This window comes from Pseudomonas sp. 09C 129, from assembly GCF_002843625.1.
Lineage (GTDB): Bacteria > Pseudomonadota > Gammaproteobacteria > Pseudomonadales > Pseudomonadaceae > Aquipseudomonas > Aquipseudomonas chlororaphis.
In genome coordinates this window covers 4,523,504-4,544,507 of sequence record NZ_CP025261.1, presented here as the reverse complement: position 1 = coordinate 4,544,507, position 21,004 = coordinate 4,523,504, and the positions used below count along the sequence as shown (strand labels likewise).

Below are 21,004 nucleotides of genomic sequence, written 5' to 3'. Positions count from 1 at the left end.
CTGAAAGTCGTGGTTAAAAATCGTTGGCCCAGAAAAACAAAACCCCCGGTCGGGAGGCCGACCGGGGGTGAGATTTTCTCTGGTAGGCGACCCGTTCAAGTGGGCGCCGTTTGGGTATCAGGCGCGCCAGTGGCTAAACCAATACCCAAAATAAAAGCTCGCCGGAGCGCAGGCGTTTTTCACCCAGGCAGCCGCACCGACGCGCGAGGCGCTGGCAGTGTGACGATGCATGGAAAGGGTGAGGGACGACATGCTGTTTCTCCGTGAAGTGGGCCGAGCTTACTAGAGGCCGGGGTGGCGGTTCAATCGGAAATTCCTATTACATGACCAGTAAGTGCCTATGAGTTAAGCGCTTTGAAGTTTTATGACACACTCGCCACGCCCTCATTTGTGCTCATTCAGGATGAATCATGACCTCCCTGACCCTTGCCGCCGCCCAATCGATTTCCGTCGCCGGAGACCTGCCGGGCAATATCGCCCGGCACCAGGCCTTTATCCGCACCGCGGCGGAGCAGGGCGTGCAATTGCTGGTGTTTCCCGAGTTGTCCCTGACCGGCTACGAGCCCACGCTGGCGGCCGAGCTGGCGGTCTTGCCCCCGAGTCCGTTGTTGCAACCGTTGTGCGACCTGGCCCGGGAGCTGGGGGTGACGGCGGTGGTGGGCATGCCCATTCGCCTGTCGGCCGAGGGCCCGTTGTTGATCGGCGCCCTGGTGCTGGCGGCCGATGGTTCGTTGGCGGTCTATAGCAAGCAGCATTTGCATGCCGGCGAGGAGTTGGTGTTCAGCCCAGGCGCGGGTGGTGCGAACCTGAGCTTCGCCGAGGACCGGGTGGCCCTGGCGGTGTGCGCCGATTTCTCCCAGGCCAGCCACGCGCATGCGGCGGCGCAGTCCGGTGCCGGCATCTATACCACCGGCGTGCTGATCAGCGAAAACGGCTACGCCGCGGACAGTGCCTTGTTGCAGGGGTACGCGGTGGAGCACGCAATGCTGGTGCTGATGGCCAACCACGGCGGACCGACCGGGGGCTGGGTGTCGGCGGGCCGCAGCGCGATCTGGGGGCCGGATGGCGCTCTGATCGTGGCCGCCGCAGGCTGTGGCGACGAGTTGCTGATCGCCCGGCGCGACGCCGGTCGCTGGAGTGGTCAACAAGTGACGGTCGAAGCGCCTTGAACGGTTTCCAACTGCGTCCGGCCAGCACCCCGGAGGATCTGCTGTTCGCCCGCGACCTGACCCGCAGCACCATGCTGGGCTATTACATCCGTCACGACCTGTTGTGGCTGGACGAAGCCTTCGATGTGGCCTGGGCCGGGCGGGAGAACCTGCTGATCTGCCAGGACGCCGAGGTGCTGGGGTTCATCAGCCTGAGTCGCGATTCCAGGGCCTTGTATATTCGCGAGTTGCATGTGCTCGAAGCGTTTCGCGGGCAGGGTGCCGGGGCCTGGACCATCGAACAGGTGCGGGCGATGGCGCGCGGCGAACGGCGCGGGCTGCTGCGGCTGACGGTGTTCAAGGACAACCCGGCGCAGGCGCTCTATGGGCGCATGGGGCTGAAGGTGGTCGGGGAAGACGAGTGCTTTCTACGGATGGAGCGAAGCAGCGCCGCGGATGCGTAGCCGCTGGTTTTTGTGTGGGACGGCGGTTGTCCCGAGCAGTGTGGCGACAGTCGAGGATCAGGCGGGCGCCTGATCGGGATCCTCCGGCTCGGCCAGGATGATGCCGTCTTTCATACCCAGCAATACGGCCACCTTGTGCGCCTCTCCGCGTCGTCCTTTCTTGCGGCCGGCCAATACCTGGTAGGTGGTGGCTGGGTCGACCCCGTGTTCACGGGCGAACTGTTGAACCGATTTACCTTGATGTTCAAGCCAGGCCTTGGCTTGTGCGGCAGTGCGGATACCGGGCATAGTTCAAAACCGTTCAAATTTGTTCAATGCTTGAAGGGTGTAACACCCCTAGGGGTGCATAAAAAAGGATCATACATCCAAATGAGTGGAATCGGTTCGCGGTTAAGACAGGAAAGGGAACGCCTGGGGTTGTCGCAGAAAAAATTTGGTGAAGTTGGCGGCGTGGAAGCCAATGCCCAAGGCAGATATGAAAGTGGAGACCGTGTGCCCAAGGCGGATTACTTGTCCCGGGTGGCGGCAAAAGGGGTCGATGTCCTTTATATAGTGACCGGCAGGCGAACCCCGACCAGGGCCGATAACCTCAGCCAGAGCGAAGAGAAAATCCTCGTCAGTTATCGGGCTTTGTACAAGGAAGATCAGGACGCGATCCGGCACCTGACCCATACCCTTGCCGAGCTTTCGGTTTCCAGCCTCATGAAAAGAAAGGCGGACGCCCGAGAGCCTTAGGGCAGGGCGTTCGCAGCGCATCAACCATCCACCGGATACCCCTGGTGAACAAGTGCTTTTTATATGGTGTTTGTCATTAGGTCAGCACGCTGCTTTTTTGCTAAGGTGTCCGGCAACCTATAAGACCAAATCGCGAGGTGTCTGCTTGATTAGGGTGCTAGTAGTCGATGACCATGATCTCGTTCGTACAGGTATTACACGAATGCTGGCTGACATCGATGGCCTGCAAGTGGTCGGTCAGGCCGAATCAGGGGAGGAATCCCTGCTCAAGGCTCGGGAGTTGAAACCCGATGTGGTCCTCATGGACGTCAAGATGCCCGGGATCGGCGGTCTTGAAGCCACGCGCAAGTTATTGCGCAGTCACCCGGATATCAAAGTCGTGGCCGTCACCGTGTGTGAAGAAGATCCGTTCCCGACCCGCTTGCTGCAAGCCGGTGCGGCGGGTTACCTGACCAAGGGCGCGGGTCTCAACGAAATGGTGCAGGCCATCCGCCTGGTGTTTGCCGGCCAGCGTTACATCAGCCCGCAAATTGCCCAGCAATTGGTGTTCAAGTCATTCCAGCCGTCCAGTGATTCACCGTTCGACGCCTTGTCGGAGCGCGAGATCCAGATTGCGCTGATGATTGTCGGCTGCCAGAAAGTGCAGATCATCTCCGACAAGCTGTGCCTGTCTCCGAAAACCGTGAATACCTACCGTTACCGTATCTTCGAGAAGCTCTCGATCAGCAGTGATGTCGAACTGACGTTGCTGGCGGTTCGCCACGGCATGGTCGATGCCAGCGCCTGACAATGACCGACCCGTTTGATCCCAGTGCTTTTCTTTCCACCTGCAGTGGCCGTCCTGGCGTGTATCGCATGTTCGACAGCGATGCACGTCTGCTCTACGTCGGTAAAGCCAAGAACCTGAAGAGCCGCCTGGCCAGCTACTTTCGCAAGACCGGCCTGGCGCCGAAGACCGCTGCCCTGGTGGGGCGCATCGCGCAGATCGAAACCACCATCACCGCCAACGAAACCGAGGCCCTGCTGCTGGAGCAGACGCTGATCAAGGAATGGCGGCCGCCGTACAACATCCTGTTGCGCGACGATAAGTCCTATCCCTATGTGTTTCTGTCGGACGGCGAGTTTCCGCGTTTCAGCATCCATCGCGGGGCGAAGAAGCAGAAGGGCAAGTACTTCGGCCCGTACCCCAGCGCCGGGGCCATTCGCGAGAGCCTGAGCCTGCTGCAAAAGACCTTCATGGTCCGCCAGTGCGAGGACAGCTACTACAAGAACCGCACCCGGCCGTGCCTGCAATATCAGATCAAGCGCTGCAAGGCGCCGTGCGTCGGCCTGGTGGAGGCCGAGGTGTACGCCGAGGATGTGCGCCACTCGGTGATGTTCCTCGAAGGCCGCAGCAATGCCCTGACCGATGAACTGTCGGCGGGCATGGAGCAGGCGGCCAGCACCCTGGACTTCGAGAAGGCCGCCGAGCTGCGCGACCAGATTTCCCTGCTGCGGCGGGTGCAGGACCAGCAGAGCATGGAAGGCGGCAGCGGCGACGTCGATGTGGTGGCGGCGTTCGTCAACCCGGGCGGCGCCTGCGTGCACCTGATCAGCGTGCGTGGCGGTCGGGTTCTGGGCAGCAAGAACTTCTTTCCCCAGGTGGGTATCGAGGAAGAGGTGGCCGAGGTCATGTCGGCATTCCTTGGCCAGTACTTTCTCAGCAGCCCGGAGCGCGACCTGCCCAGCGAGTTGATCGTCAACGTGGTCCATGAAGATTTCCCGACCCTGATCACCGCGATCCAAGCCTTGCGCGGCCGTGAGCTGAGCATCAGCCACCGGGTGCGCGGCACGCGGGCGCGCTGGCAGCAACTGGCGGTGACCAACGCCGAGCAGGCCCTGAGCGCGCGGCTGGCCAATCGGCAGCATGTGGCCGCACGTTTCGAAGCCCTGGCCGAAGTGCTGAACCTGGACGAGCCGCCGCAACGCCTGGAGTGTTACGACATCAGTCACTCCAGCGGCGAGGCGACCGTGGCGTCCTGCGTGGTATTTGGCCCGGAAGGTCCACTGAAGTCCGATTACCGGCGCTACAACATCGAAGGCGTCACCGCCGGCGACGACTATGCGGCGATGCACCAGGCCCTGACCCGACGCTTCAGCAAACTCAAGGACGGCGAGGGCAAACTGCCGGACATCCTGTTGGTGGACGGCGGCAAGGGCCAGCTGTCCATGGCCCGCGACGTGCTCAACGAACTGGCAGTGCCCGACCTGATCCTGCTGGGGGTGGCCAAGGGCGCGACGCGCAAGGCCGGCTTCGAAACCCTCTACCTCAACGATGCGGCCCATGAGTTCACCCTCAAGGGCGACTCACCGGCGCTGCACCTGATCCAGCAGATCCGCGACGAGGCTCACCGTTTTGCCATCACTGGCCACCGCGCGCGCCGCGGCAAGACCCGCCGCACCTCGACCCTGGAAGGCGTGGCCGGCGTCGGCCCCAAGCGCCGCCGCGACCTGCTGAAACACTTTGGCGGATTGCAGGAACTGTCTCGCGCCAGCATCGAGGAGATCGCCAAGGCGCCGGGGATCAGTAAAAAGCTCGCTGAACTGATTTATGCGAACTTGCATAGTGAGTAGGGGAGAGTTCAGGGGCGGAAAGGGTCATTTGTCGTCCTTGCATTAGTTGATCCGCGAGTCTCTTTGTCGAGCTTTGCGAACCTGGCAAGTGGCAAGTGGCGATGGGCAAGGTTTTAGGACGCTTCTGAACGTGGATGGAGCCTGTGCGGGTTTGAGTACCTGGCATGCGGAGTACCCATGCCTGATTCTTGTCGCGCTCGTTCAGGCCTCCTGAAGTTGCTCTTTCCAGGCGCTCAAAGTCTTGGAACAGTGTTAGACACGCTGTGCGAGAAGCCCGTAGAATGGCCGTGCCTAGCTCATCTGCTGTCTTTTTCGAGTAGATTGCCAACTCACCTCGTAGCCAGTTGTGCCGATGAATATCCCTAATCTGATCACCGTTCTACGCGTTCTGCTCATCCCGATCTTCATTTTGCTGTTTTACCTGCCTTACTCCTGGAGCTACATGGCCGCCAGTTCCGTCTTCGCGTTCGCCGCGGCCACCGACTGGCTCGATGGTTACCTGGCGCGGCGTCTGGAGCAAAGCACACCGTTCGGGGCCTTCCTCGATCCGGTGGCCGACAAGTTGATGGTGGCGGTGGCCCTGGTACTGCTGGTGCAAGAGCACGGCAACCTGTGGCTGACCCTGCCGGCGGCGGTGATCATCGGACGTGAAATCGTCGTCTCCGCCCTCCGCGAGTGGATGGCCGAACTGGGTGCCCGTGCGCAAGTGGCGGTATCCAACATGGGCAAATGGAAAACCGCCGCGCAGATGCTGGCGCTGGTGATCCTGCTGGCCAACCCGCCGGCCTTCACCTTCTGGGTGCTGCTGGGTTATGCCCTGTTGCTGATCGCGGGAGGGCTGACCCTGTGGTCCATGCTGCAGTACCTGCGCGCCGCCTGGCCGCATCTGAAGACTGATGTGGAAAAGAAATAAAACTTTTTTGAATCAAGGGGTTGACGCAGTTTCGAATTTCTATAGAATGCACACCACCAAGACGCGGGAATAGCTCAGTTGGTAGAGCACGACCTTGCCAAGGTCGGGGTCGCGAGTTCGAGTCTCGTTTCCCGCTCCAATTATTGTTCTACAGGCCTCTATTGAAGTCTGCAGAAACTGAAAAAGAGGCTTCGGCCTCTTTTTTCGTTCCAGTAAGTTTTTCTCGAAAGTATTAGCAGCCACGATTTTTTAGTACATTTTTTAGTACATTAATCCGGCGCTTTGCCCCCTGATCCGAGTGAAACAGTAGGTCCTGCGGATCCAGCACAACCGCCAGATAGTGCCATTTATCCTGGGCCCAGATGTAAGTGATGTCCCCGCACCACACCTGGTTGGGTGCCGGCACATCGAACTCCCGACTCAAAATGTTCGGGATATCCAAGCATTCGGCCGTCGCTCTTTTGGTTAACGGAGTGCCGCAGTCAATCACACAGACCACGCGGCGGGTATGGATCTCGCGATGCTCGATGGAGACCTCAACCGCCTAGGCGCAAAGCTGCCAAAGGGCTGATGCCAATACCCCGGCCTTGACCCGTTGCTGCCTTGCGGTCCTATTCGACGCGTTCAGCGGCGAGGTTAGCTCTCCAGCGCAGCATGCCTTGAGTCGCAGACGTCGATAGGCCAATGACGTTAACCAGCAGCAGCGTCATGTGTTGATTGTCACGCTCAGCGTGCCGCTGCTTGCTCGTCCGGGCATGGCATCCCAGCCTTGGCCCAGAGCTCCAATCGCTCGATAAACTGATCGTGTGTGATGCTTGGCGTGGATCGACCAGCACCGGGATCCCAAGCCCATAGCACCAGCGGATCGGTTCTCATATGTTCGATGACTTCTTCGGGTGTTTTACGATTGCCATTGCGTTTGGGGTCCTGCATTTGATGGCATATCTGCGCACTGGTCAGCCCCTCCCAGACCATAGGCAACGGTGGCATATGCCACCCGCGAGCACCTGGCACCTTGCCGTCGGCGGTGTTCTTCTCTTGATGGCAGGCAATACATTGCATCGTGGGTGCTCCCAGACCTGCCGTGCCACGCACTACATTCTGGATATGAGCAATCATCGAATCTTTTTGGGTCGGCCGTGCACTCTGATGGCAGTTCATACAGCGGGGGCTTTGTAAGACGCTCACGACTGGATCGAACAATTGATAAGCGTTGGGCTCCTGAGCCTGTGCGTCGAATGACATAATACTCAGCGCGGCAGACAGCCGCAGAATCGTCGCTCTTGTGATGTACATGTCAGGTTACCTTAGACAACACGAAAGGAATGGCGTAGCGGTAGCGACCGTACTGGCTGCCCGGTCGCCCATAGGATTGCGTTGGCCAGCGCTGGAGCCACGCCAGCAACGCCAGGCTCCCCTGCGCCACCGGGAGACTCGGCGCTTTCTACTACCATCGTTTCGATCTGCGGCATCTGACTCATGCGGACGACTGGATAGTCATCGTAGTTGCCCTGCTGTACCTCGCCTTTGTTCAGGGTAATTTCGCCGTACAGCGCTGACGAGAGACCAAAAGCAATGCTCGACTCCATCTGCGCCTTGACCAGGTCGGGATTAACCGCCACGCCGCAGTCAATGACGGAGTACACCTTATGCACGGTAAGCGTTTGATCAGTCGCGACGCTAGCCTCGACCACGGTCCCTACAAAACTACCGTATGACTCGTGCACCACAATGCCTCGGAATACGCCTGCTTTCGGTTGCGTCGACCAATTGGCCAACGTGGCCACTGCATCGAGTGTGGCAAGGTGACGCGGCTTTTCTTGCAGCAGTTCACGACGCATTTGGTAAGGATCCTTGCCTATCCCATGCGCAATCTCTTCAAGAAAGTGCTCAACGGCGAAGGCTGTATGCGAGTGCCCCACTGAGCGCATCCACAATACGGGAACCTGGAAGCGTGGCGTGTGCAAGTCGACTCGCAGATTCGGGATGGCGTAAGGAATATCTTCAGCTCCTTCAACCGAGAGCGAGTCAATGCCGTTTTTGACAATGAAGCGTTCCATCACTGTGCCCGTACCGATCGACTGCACGGCGATACGGTTGGTCCAAGAGGTAATAGTGCCCTGAGAGTCAAGAGTCGCACTGAGCCGATGGTAGGCACTGGGACGATAATAACCGCCCTGGATATCTTGATCGCGTGTCCAGATCATCTTGACCGGCCGACGAACTGCCTTGGCGATGTGCGCGGCCGCGATGATGACGTCGAAACCGAGCGAAGAGCGTCGACCAAATCCACCGCCGGTCAACAGGGTATTGAGTTTTACCTGCTCCGGTTTCAGCCCAAGTACCGAGGCCGCCGCATGTTGGTCACCTTCGGGCCATTGCGTGCTCATCCATACTTCAGCAGTGTTTCCTCCGCGATAATCGATGGTGGCATTGAGTGGCTCCATCGGCGCGTGAGTGAGGTAAGGAAACCAGTAGTCGGCGGTGAATGTTTTCGCGGCGCTCCGTTGTGCCAATTCTATATCGCCAGTGCTACGTGCCACCGTTCCTTCAAGTGACATCAGATGACGATACATAATGCGCTGTTCATCCGTCGAAACGCGCTCGCCATTCACATCGCTATACATCAGAACGAGGGCATCACGAGCTCGCTTTGCCGACCAGAAATCCTTGGCCACCACAGCGACCCCCTGCGGCGTTTCATAGACACCAACGACATTGGGCATAGCCTTGGCCACTGTTGCGTCGACGTGTGAGATTTTGCCACCGAAAAGCGGCGCGCGCGCGAGCACCGCGATGAGCATGCCAGGTACATAGGCATCCATGCCAAACTTGCCCGAACCGTCGACCTTGGTCATGGCGTCGATACGGCGGAGTGGTTTGCCGATGATCTTGAAGTTCTTCGGGTCCCTGAGCTTTGGATTTTCTGGCGGCTCAATACCCACGGCATCGACTGCTAGCTCACCGTAAGTGGCGCTACGATCGCTCGCGTCGTGGATCACGCGGCCGGTGTCGGTACGCAGTGATGACACATCGACGTGCCAGCGCTTTGCGGCGGCAGCTAGCATCACTTCGCGGACAGCGGCACCGGCTTTACGCTGAGGCTCGTATTGGGCGATTGTCGTCAGGCTGCCACCCGTAAGTTGCTGATGCATTAGAGGGTTCTGATAGGCGGGTGCCGTGGGTGCCTGCTCCCAACGCACACGTTGCCAATCAGCGTCCATTTCCTCGGCAACCAGCATTGGGATTATGGTTGTGACGCCTTGCCCCATTTCGGTATGACCCACAATTACCGTGATCCAGTTGTCAGCAGTGATACGTACAAAAGCATTAGGCTGCACGGTTTTATGGGGCATCTGTACAGGGGTACCCGCCATCACTTCGGGTAAATGAAAACCCACCATGATCCCGCCACCGGCAATTGCGCTTAATTGAAGAAAATGTCGCCGACTAAGGCCTGTGACTGAGGCAGAGTGCTTCGTTTCAAAGGTATCCAGAATGCGCTTCATGCCAGGCTCTCCGCAATCTGGTGAATGGCTGCCCGAATACGTGGGTACATCCCACATCGACAGATGTTGCCTGACATGGCCTGATCAATATCAGTGTCGGTGGGCTTCGGTATTTGTGTAAGTAATGCCACCGCGGCCATTACTTGACCCGATTGACAGTAACCGCATTGGGGGACATTGAGGTCCGTCCATGCCTTCTGCACACGCTTGCCAATATTAGAACTCCCCATCGCTTCGATGGTGGTGATGGACCTGCCTGTCACAACTTCGGCAGGCGTCACGCAGGATCTAACGGGTATGCCATCGAGAAGCACGGTGCAGGCACCGCACAGGGCTGCACCGCAACCAAACTTGGTTCCCGTGAGTTGCAAGTCTTCACGTAGTGCCCATAAAAGAGGACGACCATTCGAGGCGTCAACTTCTCGCCAATCTCCATTAACTTTAATCTTAGCCATGATATTCCCTCTTTATTGGACGGAAAAATATGGAGCAATCTCACCTACGGCTGTAGCGATGATGCCGGTGGCAAGAGTGGCGTGGATATAGTAGAAGTAGGCACCCTACGGCCTGGTTACTCGAGCGGGTAACGTGGTGGTATTAAAGCCAAGCATGTGCCTGCAACTCGGAATCAACGGGTGATGACCAGGTAACTGTAAGACAATAGAAGTTCCTACAAAGCGCCAAAGCATGAGGTGACGATAGAGCAGGTTTTGCCTGGGATACCACTTCGGCATCCAAGGCTTTGATCTCAACAAATAGTCGTACCTGGATCGCTTTTACTCGATGCACTGTTGCAGTGAATCACTAGTGGCTTCCCTGTTGTGCCAAGTCGCGAGGAATCAATCCACCTGTTTTCTGCTCCCCCGTCGATGAAAACAATTTCACTCTTGGTCGGGTAGCCTGCTACATAGCCTGCTCCTGGTGGCAGGAGATATCGCTTACTTTAAAACGTTCGAATTTAAAAATAAGCTAGCCATTTATGGATAGACAATCCTTGATTTCTGAACAATGGAAGTATGCCTCCGAACATCCGGTCCCGCACACTTAAACCGGCTCCCATCTATGAGGGGAGCGACTTGGCAATATCACTTGCCCGCTGGATCGACATGAAGGGTAATGGGTTAAACGATTGTAATAAGTTCGTAGCATTTGAGACTGTAATCCAGCGCTTTGCTAATAACCGAGCCGACGTGTACGAGCTGGCTCTGGGCAATCATCCAGGCGTGCAAGAGGTCCATCACTGGCACGGCCTTATCGTCACTACCAACTTGACCTTCCTATCTTGCAGGAAGTTGCGAGGGTGTTTTCCGCCGCGGACTGCGTCTTTTCAGGACGTCGTGCTGCCTGCACGCCAGTTGGTGATGCCAAGATGTCGACAAGTATTTCTGTCAGATGACGGACCCCGGCTCTGTTGTCGGCGGATTCGATTTCGCTGGATCGATGCGATCCAGGCTTGAACCAGGAATTGCTGGATACGGCCCAAGCTCTTCAAGCTCCCGTAGGAGTCCGCTGTCGATGTAGCCAGGAATCTTTCGATACTCACCCAGCACTCGCGCGTAGAACTCAGGGTCTTGATGCCAACTGGATTTGTCGACGCGGAAATAATTGATCCACCGCGCACTTATCGAGGGTTCGGGCCAGTGGCGCCGCAGCGTCATCAGGTATCGCCGCGCCGAGCAAACCTTGCCGACGGCAAGGACGCTGCGCCGCTCTTCGGGAGCAAGTTGCGATTGCGCCAGCGCACGCGCAAAGCGAACGTTCTCGCCGGTGTTCATGGCTGTGGGCTCTATGAGGAGGGCGGTCTCCGGAATGCCGAGTTCCATCAGCCGGCTCGCGATGACGCGCGCCTCGATGGTGGAGCATTCTCCAGTTTGGCCGCCCGAGACGATAGCCCGCAGAAACATCTGAGCGTGCCACAGGGTAGCGATCTCCGCACAGAACTCTTCAACGCCGTGCCGCGTGCCAAAGATCAACGCCAGATCGGAACGGGTGGCCGGTATCTCCGGCATTACGTAGTCACCGATCGCCTGCAGCTCTTCGTTCGTCATCAGATCACCTTGTGCAAGTAGGGTCGAATTCGAGAATGCGGATCATACGAGGAAGGGCGTCGCTTGGTTGTCATCCCGAAAGCGTCCTCCATTGCCAAAATGGAATCTGGATCGGCGAGTACAGCATGTCACCGCTGATTACTGTGCGCAGTGGCGGGCACCGTGGCCGATAGCCAAACAGAAAAATGCTCGATGACATATGGCTGACATCAAGTTGTTGTCTTTTATGAAAAAGGCAGTTTGAACTGGGCGGAATTTTGGGATTGTCTATCCAGATTGGACGAGTTTATCTGTCAGTCCCTCTTACCTAGACTTCAACGCTATCCAGCAGGCAGGGCGGATATTTCCCATGGTCGCCATTCTGTCACTGGAGCAATTGTATTTCTCGCCGGTAGTGAGGCCAGGGTCCTGGGTGGTCTGCTTGCACGCGACCTGAACCAGAGGGTTTCGCTTGACTGCAACAGAGCTGTACGCCTATGGGGCTGTCGTCGCGGTTCCTGCGGTAGGGCACAGTCTTGCAGGGGGCGATTCTACGCGAAGCGCCGCGGCTCCCTTTCGATTGCCCATGCAGGACAGCGCACCCGATGCATGGGCGGTTTGTGCCTTCTCAACATCGGTATTTTCGCCTGTGCCCGCGAGGCGCAACAGCGTTTTTTGCTTATTGCGCGAGGCTTGTCGGGGCAGGGCGTTTTGCCCAGCCTGACGTTGCGCGAACCAGGAGGTTGGACATGCATGTACTGATGGTCATGGCGGGAGGTCTGCTCCTTCTGTTGGTGTTTATTCTGTTCGGCTGGCTTTGGGGCGGGGACAGCCTGGGCATGGCACTGGCGGCCAAGGCCTTTGTCCCTTTCTGGCTGCTGATGGCAGGCATCAATATGTGGGTGGGTGTCACCTACGCGGGTTATAGCGTGCGCCAAGAGTTGCCTATCCTGTTGCTGGTCTTCGCCATGCCTACCCTGGCCGCGGGCATTGCTCTCTGGCAGTTCGCCCGTGCCTGACATGCCTTGGATACGGGAGATTCATTTATGTCGGTAGAGGGCAGCGCGGGTGATCTGGTCAAGGTCGTGACCTTACTGGGGGCGGCGGTGGTGGCAGTGCCCCTGTTCAAACGCCTGGGCCTGGGCTCCGTACTGGGCTATTTGGCGGCGGGGCTGGTGATCGGTCCCTTCGGGCTGGGCCTGTTCAACGACCCGCAGACCATCTTGCACACCGCCGAGTTAGGGGTGGTGATGTTTCTCTTTGTCATCGGGCTGGAAATGCGCCCCTCTCATCTGTGGAGCATGCGGCGCGACATCTTCGGCCTGGGCAGTCTGCAGACACTGACCTGCGGTGTGTTGCTGACCGGGGTAGGGTTGGCGTTCGGTTTTCCGCTGGCGGTGTCTTTCGTCAGCGCGATGGGCTTTGTGCTCACGTCCACCGCCATCGTCATGCAGTTGTTGGGCGAGCGTGGCGACATTGCCGCAGCACGCGGGCAGAAAATCGTGGCGATACTGCTTTTCGAAGACCTGTTGATCGTACCGCTGTTGGCGCTGGTGGCGTTTATCGCCCCTCTCGATCCTTCTGCACCGGTTGCCGACTCGCGCTGGGCCAGTATCGGCATCGCGGCAGGTTCACTCGCGGCGCTGGTCGCCGTGGGGACCTGGCTGCTCAACCCGTTGTTTTACATCCTGGCCAACTCCAGGGCGCGCGAGGTGATGACCGCGGCCGCATTGCTGGTGGTGCTGGGCGCGGCACTGTTGATGCAACTGGGCGGTCTGTCCATGGCCATGGGGGCCTTCCTCGCCGGGGTGCTGTTGTCGGAGTCGACTTTCCGTCACCAGCTCGAGGCGGATATCGAACCCTTCCGTGGTTTGCTGTTGGGGCTGTTCTTCCTGGGCGTCGGGATGTCGCTGGACTTGACGGTGGTCGCACACAATTGGCCGCTCATCGTCGCCGGTGTGCTGGCGATGATGGCCGTCAAGTCACTGTGTATCTACAGCCTGGCGCGGCTGACGAGGAGTTCCCACGCCGATGCCATGGACCGGGCCGTGCTGATGGCCCAGGGCGGTGAGTTCGCCTTTGTGCTCTTTGGCGCCGCCTTGGCCAGTGGGGTGATAGCCCCGCAGGTCAACGCCAACATGACTGCCGTGGTCGTGCTCTCCATGGCACTGACGCCGTTGGTGGTCATCGTCTACCGGCGTTGGGGACCCAAGCACGGAGCCTCCCTGGAAGGCACGCAGGCGCCGGAGAATCTGGCCGGCAGCGTGCTGATCATCGGCTTTGGCCGTTTTGGGCAGATCGTGAGTCAGCATGTGCTGGCGATGGGCGCCGATATCTCCATCATCGACAACCAGCCTCAGGTTATACGCGACGCCAAGGATTTCGGCTTCAAGGTGTACTACGGCGACGGCACCTACCCCGACATATTGCATGCCGCCGGGGCGCACCACGCCCGCGCCATCCTGGTATGCGTCGACGACCGCAAGGCCGCCACGCGAATCGTCGAGTATGCCAAGACCCGGTTCCCCCATGCCCGTGTGCTGGCACGCGCACTCGACCGGGAGCACGCTATCGAACTGATCAACGCCGATGTGGATTACCAGATCCGCGTCACCTTCGAGTCGGCCATGACCTTTGGGCAAGAGGCATCGAAGGTGCTGGGCGCGACACCCGATGGGGCCGAGGAGATTGCCGCCGATCTACGCCGCAAGGACGCCGAGCGCCTGGCGCTGGAGGTAGCGGGTGGTATTTATGCCGGCAAGTCCATGATCCTGGGCAATGCGGTCGCCAAGGACCGATGATCATGGCCTCTATCACCGACACGCAGGCAACTGCCGTCGTCCGGTTCTGGCGGGAGGCGGGCGCCAGTCAGTGGTTCGCCAAGGACCCAGCGTTCGACCGACGCTTTCGCGAGCGTTTTCTCGACCTGCATCGGTCGGTGGTTCGCGGTGAACGCGACGCTTGGCTGGATACCCCCGAGGGCGCGCTGGCGCTGCTGATCCTGCTCGACCAGTTTCCGCGCAACGCCTTTCGTGGCACCGCGGACATGTACGCAACGGACACCCAGGCCCGACATGTCGCCCGCCTGGCGCAGGCAGCGGGGCATATGGAGGCGGTCGATGCTGATCTGAGGCTGTTCTTCTGCCTGCCCTTTGCCCATTCCGAGGACCTCGTCGACCAGGATTTTTCGGTCCTGCTCAATACTCGATTGGGGCAACCCTGGCTCGCCCATGCCGAAGGGCATCGGGATGTCATCCGCCGATTTGCTCGTTTCCCCCATCGCAATCGGCTGCTCGGACGCGAGAGTACGCCTGAGGAAAAGCGTTTTCTGGAGGAGGGGGGCTTCGCCGGTTAGGCATTATTATGGACAAGCTTATCCAGTACCGTATTTTCATCCAGGTCTCCGAAATGGGCAGCTTCATCAAGGCGGCCCACATGCTCGAATTGCCGCGGGCTTCGGTATCTGCCGCTATTCAGGAGTTGGAGACAGATCTGGGCGTACGGCTATTGCATCGAACGACACGACGGGTGCAATTGACCGCCGATGGCACTCAGTTGCTGGAGCGGGTACGACGGCTACTGGCGGATGCTGACGACATCCAGCGGCTGTTTCAGCTGCATCAACACCAGGTCTCTGGACGCTTGAACATCAATGTTCCCAGCCGTATCGCCCGAAGGCTGATCGCACCGGCCCTGCCGACTCTCAAGCGCAGCTTTCCAGAGCTGCAGCTCGCCTTGGGCTCCACAGATCGCGCTATCGATCTGGTGCAGGAAGGGGTCGACTGCGTCGTCCGCGTTGGCCATCTGCTCGACAGCAGTCTGTTCGCCCGGACGATCGGGCATATCGCGCTGATCAACTGTGCCTCTGTTGATTATCTTCGCCAGCATGGCACCCCGAAGGAGCCGGGAGACCTGACACATGGGCATTTCTCGGTAGGGTATGCCTCGCCGAATAACGGTCGTGAGCTACCTTGGGAGTATGTAAGCGATGGCAAGACCCATGAGGTGGCAGTACCCAGCTGGGTGATCGTCAATAACGCCGAGAGCTATATCGCTTGCTGCATGGCGGGAATGGGGTTGATTCAGATCCCCCGGTTCGATGTGCAACACCTGCTCGATTCCAGGCAACTGGTGGAAGTCATGCCCGAGTTTCGGGCCGCGTCGATGCCTGTCTCGCTGCTGTACCCACATCGACGCCAACGCTCGCGTCGGCTCAATGCGTTCATCGAATGGTTTGAGGTGTTGATGCTGCCATCTCTTGAGTCTCCGGATTCGCTCTGATCCGCTCATGTTCGTTCAGCATCCGCCACTCGCGGCGCGAACTTTGCCTCGGCCTGTCATCAGCTTGACCTCCAGTACTTCGCCAATGTCGGAGGCGCTATGCAAGGGCGCAATATTTGTATCGAAGTTGAAGCCCTGGAGGGTGGTCGGACCGATGTGGTCGTCTCATCTATATATGTGTCAGTCGCCGTGGCCGTTATCCAGACTGATAGACACTTGCTGATTCTGATGTTCAGAGACGAACAAACACGGAGAGGTTTGCCACTTCGAATAAAGCGATCTATCAACCAGCCTATCAAGTTGAGGTCATAGAACTTGACGCCTCGAAGTCAGAAACGGTTGCCAAGCTGTACAAGCAGTATCCGCAAGGGATTGGACGTGTTTCCTGGATTGTTTGTCTGGATTTTATGGGCTTTCCATTGAAGCCCGATTAATTACACTTAATCTTCAGACATAGAGGACTATCTGGCTGTAAACAGGATGACCGTGATCGACGACTTCGTCGAATTCACTCACATACCCCACGCCTCCAGTTTTATTCAACGCAGTTAATTAACAGGAGTATGCAGTCATGAGTTTGCAAGGAAAAGTTGCAATAGTCACGGGATCGTCCAAGGGGCTCGGGCGCGCCATTGCGCTACGCCTGGCCGAACGCGGTGCCAATGTCGTGATCAATTACTCGAGAGACAAAGCACCTGCTGATGAAGTAGTGGCTGCGGCGATAGCTGAAGGTGTCAAGGCGATCAGCGTACAAGCAGATGTGTCCAACGTTGTTGAAATTGAAGCGTTGTTTCAGGCCGGGCTCAGGACATTCGGCAAAATCGATATTGTCGTGGCCAACGCGGGCATAGAAAAGGTCAACATTCAGGTGGTCGACGTGACCGAGGAGGACTTTGATCTACTCTTTCGCGTTAACACCAAGGGTCCCTACTTCGTCATGCAGGCTGCAGCTCGCCACATCGCTGATGGCGGCCGAATCATCAATATTGCCTCCAGCTCGACATCGCGCCCGCAACCAGGACTTGGTCTTTACGGGACTAGCAAATCCGCGCCGAAATATCTCGTGCGGGTGTTAGCCCAGGAAATCGGTCATCGCAAAGTCACCGTCAATTCACTTGTCCCTGGCCCGATCGACGGCGCCGGCATCTTCACCGGAGTCGGTGACGACGATCCTTACAAAAAGAGTTTGCTCGAGACGATCCCGATTGGGAGGCTCGCAAAGGCACAAGATGTCGCTGATATCGCGGAATTTCTCGCCAGCGACCAATCGTTCTTCATTACCGGTGAAGAGATTCTGATGAATGGCGGCTCAAGCAACTGAATCGGGCAAACGAAACCGCATCCGGTTTCTATTGCCCTCTAATTGGGAGGTGTGTAATGACTGAGACAATGCTAATGAAGGCGGTACAGGCCGTAGAGGTAGGGGGAACTTTCGTCGTGTCCCAGGTTCCCGTACCCGTACCTGGTCCACGACAGGTTAGGGTCAAAGTACATGCGTGTGGCGTCTGTGCTGGGGAAAATATTGCTCGAATGGGCATGCTGGGTGTGACTTATCCCCGAGTACCTGGGCATGAAGTGGCCGGTGAGATCGACTCGGTAGGCGCCGAGGTGACGACCTGGAAACCTGGAGACCGTGTGGGAGTTGGCTGGCACGGGGGGAGTTGTTCTAACTGTGAGTATTGCCGTCAGGGCGACTTCACCAACTGCACCGACCGTATGATCGTGGGGGCGAGTTACGATGGAGGGTATGCCGAATATATGGTGGTACCGCAAGATGCTTTAGCGCGGATTCCCAATGTGCTGTCTTTTGCGGAGGCTGCTCCGCTGATGTGTGCGGGTATTACAACATTCAACGCGTTACGTCATTCTGGCGCTCGTCCGGGCGATACGGTTGCGATTCATGGCGTGGGAGGGTTAGGCCATCTTGCCGTTCAGTTTGCGAATAAAATGGGGTTCCGCACGGTAGCGGTGAGCCGTGGTCGCGCCAAGGAAGCCCTGGCCCGCAAGCTTGGAGCTGACGAATACATCGACAGTACTGAGGGGAGTGCAGGGGAGGCCCTGGCCCGTTTAGGTGGAGCGACAGTAGTGCTCTCAACGGTAGGATCAGGCGCAGCACAGGCGGATCTGACCTTGGGTCTCAAGCCTAATGGTCGTCTTGTGTTTGTAGCGACCGACCATCAGCCTCTGGGTGTTTCCCCTGACTTACTGGTATTTGGTCGGCGTAGTATCGCTGGTTGGTATAGTGGCAATGCCAAAGACAGCGAGGAAACTATGGCGTTTGCGGCGCTCAAGGGGGTGCGAGCAATGATTGAAACCTATCCGCTTGAAGACGCAGAGGAAGTCTTCCTGAATATGAGCAAAGCAAAATTTCGTTCGGTGCTTACGATTTAACGCATTGTGTAGAAGTGCGGGTCTGATCTGACAGTTGCCAGGTTCTTCAGTTCTGACTGTCAGATCGACCCTCAATCGACCCCAAGTTGATGGAGTACCAGAAGGTACAACTCACCTACACTTACCAACAGCAGCATGTCATCCACGTGTTGAGCGATGTGATGGCGACACAAGTTGGAAAGTCCTTTTTTTGCCCTGTTGTTTCCCGTTTCAGGCTCTGTACGAAATTCTTTGAAGCCGCTGCCGCACTTGAGCACCGGGGTTCGGCAGTAGGCTATGATGGCAAAACGGTACGAATCCCCGATGCGGCTTGGAAGCGGGTTGCTGAATCTCTTCGAACAGCCCCGACGAAGTGGCCGACCGATGGCTACTCCAGTGGCTGCCCATCAAGTTGAACAAGCAGGGTTGAGCGCATCGCGTCGACAAACTTGCAGAAAGCTATGCAGCGATGGCCTCGTTAGTTTGAGCCATGCGGTGTTTGCGACGTTACTTTGCGTACAGAACTTAGCGAATAGGCACTGCCGCAGGTCAGCCCTCTGACCCTTGGCCATCGGGGCGAATTGCGGCGATGCATTTGTCCAGTGCACCGTACTCACGCTTCCAAAACTGCGACTACACTCGATCTTGCTGGCCCGGAAGGATCGACGGTAGCCATAAGTTTTCGTTGGTCCCTTGAAAACTTTCTTCGAGACAAGGAGCAGTCATGACTTCGCTAGACTCACTTCAGCAAAGGCAAATCAGTCTTACACACGCTTTCGTGGTCAATAATGCGGCGAGGTATTCGCCGTCCTGGGAAAACATCAAGAACCCTTCACCAAACCAGGTTAAAGACAACATTCTTTCGCGTCTTAATGGTTCCAAGGTAGGCGGCGGCTATGGCGTAGCCTGGGGCCCCGCTCTGGTGATGGATGGTGATTACACGGCTCACATCACAGTGGTGCTGATCGGCGGGAAAAATGAGAACGACATCGTAGTAGTGACGAGCGGGACCCTTCTCAATTCTCCCCTGGATCAGCTGGACGATCTTGATATTTTTCCAATGGTGCCGTTGCAGAAACTTATCAAGAGCTGCCCGGTGCCGGCGAACATATCTCAGGGAACTGAGGGGGGTGTACACGCGATATTGCATACGGCATCCAAGATCGGTTCTCAGGGCACGCTGTGCGATTTTCTAGGGAAGCAGCGAAGCGGGGCGACGATCCGGTTGGTCGGTCATAGCCTTGGCGGTGCGCTCATGTCAGTGGTCGCGCTTTATCTGAAAGACAAATTCTCGGGCTTTAACTTTTATTGCGAAACGATTGCTGCACCAACGGCTGGCGATGGTTTTTTTGCGAGCTATTTCAATAAGCAAATGGCCGGTAATGCGCTACGGATATACAACACTCTGGATGCTATACCGATGGCGTGGTGCGCCACTTCTCTCGACTTCTCCTTGACGCTCTATGAGCCAACCAATGTCATTGATGAAGACACGAAGAAAGCGGTTTGCCGTGGAATAGATACCGTTACAAACAATAATTTGAACTATACGCAATGGGGCATGGGCAGCGCACAAATGGAGCTGCGGCTCTGTGGGAAACTGCAATCCAGTTGCACAAGCTATAAAGCCCAATCCGGCTATCAGCACATCTACGAGTACATATCGCTGCTGGGGTTGCAGCCTGGCGATATACCGATGCCACCGTTTGGCAGCTAGTGCGATAGTCTCAAGATGTTCGAGTTGCAGTTGCCGGCATTGCTTCGGGAAGCCTGCGCAACTGCAATTCGCGCATCCGGGAACGGCTTGGGAAGCTCCGGACAAGTTCCCAAGCCTGCTGAAACACGGCCTCACTGCAAAACTGGTTCTCCCCGAGCGATCATCGAGCGCCTACCCGAGGGGCTAAGTTAGTGCACGATAAGACGCAACGAGACACGGAACAACGTTAGAGCCGGGCATCAATCCAGGTCCACACATCTTTGTTAAGCCAACCTTGATGTTCCCCACTGTTCAGTTTGGTGACGAAGATACGGTCATTGCTATCAAGTTTAAGTCGAAGATCTTCATCGATCTGGGCTGCTGTGGCGTTACTGCTAATCCAGCGAACAGATTCCAGCCCAGGATCTTTAACATTCGGATAGCGATCCAAATGTTGGATGAACACTTGGCGAGCTTGAGCGTAATTGCCGCGTTCCTTGTTGAGATTCCATGTGACCAAAAAAACAGACATCTGCTACCCCTTGTTTTCATCATGGGAGCGCCGGGCATGCCAATTGCTGGCACACAGTGGGCGTCGATATAGGGATGGCGCCTCTTCTCCAATAAGCGCCATCCACAGGTTCCATGGCCGAACTCAGCCAGGTATTGCGAATACCGCTTCGACCTCGATATTGACCTCTGGCGAGAACAAGCCGGCCACCCTCACCAGCGAGCTGGCCGGGTAGGCACCGCCATAGTGCTTCGACAGGACTTCACGCAATGCGCCGACTTCGTCCATCGAGGTCACGAAGATGGTCACCTTGATGAGGTCGCGCATGCCGATTCCCTCAGCCTGGGTGACGCGCTTGACCTGTTCGAATATGGCTTCGGCCTGCCTGGCGATGTCCTTGCCCTGGGCCGGCGTACCGAAGGCTGTCATGCCGGACAGGTACAGGGTGCTGTTGTGACGAACCGAAACGGAGTAGGGGCCGGCCGGTTCGGGCAGGGAGGGATAGTTTTTTCGGGTGACCACTGAGGTTTCTCCATTACCGGAAATGGGGCTATCTGCCGCCGATGCGGGCAGAGCATTGACCAAGCCTGCCAACACACAGGCAACTGCGAGAGCTTTCATAACGCTACTTCTCCTTCGACAAAAAATGCTGCTTCAGCTGGGCTGCCAGCCGCCTCCCTGGGCCCGATAGAGGGCACCTGTGCTGGGCGGCTGTACTGCGGTCCAACGGAGCATCC

The 21,004-nt window shown here is 57.5% G+C and carries 20 protein-coding genes, 1 tRNA gene and 1 pseudogene; 14 read left to right on the top strand and 8 right to left on the bottom strand.

Annotation, left to right across the window (positions count from 1 at the left end; translation table 11 throughout):
• The first annotated feature begins 410 nt into the window (after nucleotides 1-410).
• On the top strand, nucleotides 411-1,169 hold the full coding sequence (locus CXQ81_RS20350) for a carbon-nitrogen hydrolase family protein (protein WP_101338363.1): 759 nt from the start codon (nucleotides 411-413) through the stop codon (nucleotides 1,167-1,169).
• Nucleotides 1,166-1,612: a GNAT family N-acetyltransferase gene (locus CXQ81_RS20345; RefSeq protein WP_101338362.1), complete on the top strand. Its 447-nt coding sequence runs from the start codon at nucleotides 1,166-1,168 to the stop codon at nucleotides 1,610-1,612. Before CXQ81_RS20350 ends, CXQ81_RS20345 begins: the two co-directional genes overlap by 4 nt.
• Before the next feature lie 57 nt (nucleotides 1,613-1,669).
• Here the strand turns inward: CXQ81_RS20345 and CXQ81_RS20340 are convergent, their stop codons facing one another.
• The gene (locus CXQ81_RS20340) at nucleotides 1,670-1,900 is read right to left on the bottom strand and encodes a DNA-binding protein (RefSeq protein ID WP_007924438.1); all 231 of its coding nucleotides are present in this window, start codon (nucleotides 1,898-1,900) and stop codon (nucleotides 1,670-1,672) included.
• Between the two features lie 81 nt (nucleotides 1,901-1,981).
• On the opposite strand from CXQ81_RS20340, the gene CXQ81_RS20335 reads away from it, so the two are divergent.
• From CXQ81_RS20335 to CXQ81_RS20315, 5 genes are all read left to right on the top strand, one after another.
• A complete protein-coding gene (locus tag CXQ81_RS20335; protein ID WP_007924437.1) occupies nucleotides 1,982-2,347 on the top strand; it encodes a helix-turn-helix domain-containing protein in 366 nt (121 codons plus the stop codon).
• A 145-nt stretch (nucleotides 2,348-2,492) separates the two neighbouring features.
• The gene (gene uvrY / locus CXQ81_RS20330) at nucleotides 2,493-3,134 is read left to right on the top strand and encodes a UvrY/SirA/GacA family response regulator transcription factor (RefSeq protein WP_020295157.1); all 642 of its coding nucleotides are present in this window, start codon (nucleotides 2,493-2,495) and stop codon (nucleotides 3,132-3,134) included.
• A gap of 2 nt (nucleotides 3,135-3,136) precedes the next feature.
• A complete protein-coding gene (uvrC, locus tag CXQ81_RS20325; RefSeq protein WP_007924433.1) occupies nucleotides 3,137-4,960 on the top strand; it encodes an excinuclease ABC subunit UvrC in 1,824 nt (607 codons plus the stop codon).
• Nucleotides 4,961-5,312: 352 nt separating this feature from the next.
• Entirely contained in the window at nucleotides 5,313-5,873 is a 561-nt protein-coding gene (pgsA, locus tag CXQ81_RS20320) for a CDP-diacylglycerol--glycerol-3-phosphate 3-phosphatidyltransferase (protein ID WP_007924430.1), read from the top strand.
• Nucleotides 5,874-5,936: 63 nt separating this feature from the next.
• Nucleotides 5,937-6,012: transfer RNA gene (locus CXQ81_RS20315), tRNA-Gly, on the top strand.
• A 141-nt stretch (nucleotides 6,013-6,153) separates the two neighbouring features.
• On the opposite strand, the pseudogene CXQ81_RS20310 reads toward CXQ81_RS20315, so the two are convergent.
• From CXQ81_RS20310 to CXQ81_RS20290, 5 genes and pseudogenes are all read right to left on the bottom strand, one after another.
• Nucleotides 6,154-6,351 (bottom strand): annotated as a pseudogene (locus CXQ81_RS20310) (IS3 family transposase); the annotation flags it as partial.
• A gap of 248 nt (nucleotides 6,352-6,599) precedes the next feature.
• The gene (locus CXQ81_RS20305) at nucleotides 6,600-7,169 is read right to left on the bottom strand and encodes a hypothetical protein (RefSeq protein ID WP_009044406.1); all 570 of its coding nucleotides are present in this window, start codon (nucleotides 7,167-7,169) and stop codon (nucleotides 6,600-6,602) included.
• Between the two features lie 11 nt (nucleotides 7,170-7,180).
• A complete protein-coding gene (locus CXQ81_RS20300) occupies nucleotides 7,181-9,382 on the bottom strand; it encodes a xanthine dehydrogenase family protein molybdopterin-binding subunit (RefSeq protein ID WP_101338361.1) in 2,202 nt (733 codons plus the stop codon).
• On the bottom strand, nucleotides 9,379-9,837 hold the full coding sequence (locus CXQ81_RS20295; RefSeq protein ID WP_009044404.1) for a (2Fe-2S)-binding protein: 459 nt from the start codon (nucleotides 9,835-9,837) through the stop codon (nucleotides 9,379-9,381). The genes CXQ81_RS20300 and CXQ81_RS20295 overlap by 4 nt, the downstream gene beginning before the upstream one ends.
• Before the next feature lie 933 nt (nucleotides 9,838-10,770).
• Nucleotides 10,771-11,430: a YdcF family protein gene (locus CXQ81_RS20290; protein ID WP_101338360.1), complete on the bottom strand. Its 660-nt coding sequence runs from the start codon at nucleotides 11,428-11,430 to the stop codon at nucleotides 10,771-10,773.
• 728 nt (nucleotides 11,431-12,158) lie between these two features.
• Here CXQ81_RS20290 and CXQ81_RS20285 point away from each other — a divergent pair.
• The 7 genes from CXQ81_RS20285 to CXQ81_RS20255 all read left to right on the top strand — a co-directional run bounded on the left by CXQ81_RS20285 (nucleotide 12,159) and on the right by CXQ81_RS20255 (nucleotide 19,777).
• On the top strand, nucleotides 12,159-12,428 hold the full coding sequence (locus CXQ81_RS20285) for a hypothetical protein (RefSeq protein ID WP_009044401.1): 270 nt from the start codon (nucleotides 12,159-12,161) through the stop codon (nucleotides 12,426-12,428).
• A gap of 27 nt (nucleotides 12,429-12,455) precedes the next feature.
• Complete coding sequence (locus CXQ81_RS20280) at nucleotides 12,456-14,210, top strand: monovalent cation:proton antiporter-2 (CPA2) family protein (protein WP_101338359.1); 1,755 nt, start codon at nucleotides 12,456-12,458, stop codon at nucleotides 14,208-14,210.
• Nucleotides 14,207-14,764, top strand: a complete 558-nt coding sequence (locus tag CXQ81_RS20275; RefSeq protein ID WP_101338358.1) for a DUF924 family protein — start codon at nucleotides 14,207-14,209, stop codon at nucleotides 14,762-14,764. Before CXQ81_RS20280 ends, CXQ81_RS20275 begins: the two co-directional genes overlap by 4 nt.
• A gap of 8 nt (nucleotides 14,765-14,772) precedes the next feature.
• Entirely contained in the window at nucleotides 14,773-15,690 is a 918-nt protein-coding gene (locus CXQ81_RS20270; protein ID WP_101338357.1) for a LysR family transcriptional regulator, read from the top strand.
• Nucleotides 15,691-16,261: 571 nt separating this feature from the next.
• The gene (locus CXQ81_RS20265) at nucleotides 16,262-17,011 is read left to right on the top strand and encodes a glucose 1-dehydrogenase (RefSeq protein ID WP_087092257.1); all 750 of its coding nucleotides are present in this window, start codon (nucleotides 16,262-16,264) and stop codon (nucleotides 17,009-17,011) included.
• Between the two features lie 56 nt (nucleotides 17,012-17,067).
• On the top strand, nucleotides 17,068-18,081 hold the full coding sequence (locus tag CXQ81_RS20260; RefSeq protein WP_101338356.1) for an alcohol dehydrogenase catalytic domain-containing protein: 1,014 nt from the start codon (nucleotides 17,068-17,070) through the stop codon (nucleotides 18,079-18,081).
• A 703-nt stretch (nucleotides 18,082-18,784) separates the two neighbouring features.
• Complete coding sequence (locus tag CXQ81_RS20255; protein WP_101338355.1) at nucleotides 18,785-19,777, top strand: lipase; 993 nt, start codon at nucleotides 18,785-18,787, stop codon at nucleotides 19,775-19,777.
• A gap of 226 nt (nucleotides 19,778-20,003) precedes the next feature.
• Here CXQ81_RS20255 and CXQ81_RS20250 read toward each other — a convergent pair whose 3' ends face one another.
• Both CXQ81_RS20250 and CXQ81_RS20245 read right to left on the bottom strand, forming a co-directional pair.
• Nucleotides 20,004-20,288 carry a hypothetical protein gene (locus CXQ81_RS20250; RefSeq protein ID WP_101338354.1) on the bottom strand — a complete coding sequence of 95 codons (285 nt, stop codon included), beginning with the start codon at nucleotides 20,286-20,288 and terminating at the stop codon, nucleotides 20,004-20,006.
• A gap of 123 nt (nucleotides 20,289-20,411) precedes the next feature.
• On the bottom strand, nucleotides 20,412-20,888 hold the full coding sequence (locus CXQ81_RS20245) for a RidA family protein (protein ID WP_218244943.1): 477 nt from the start codon (nucleotides 20,886-20,888) through the stop codon (nucleotides 20,412-20,414).
• Between the last annotated feature and the right edge of the window lie 116 nt (nucleotides 20,889-21,004).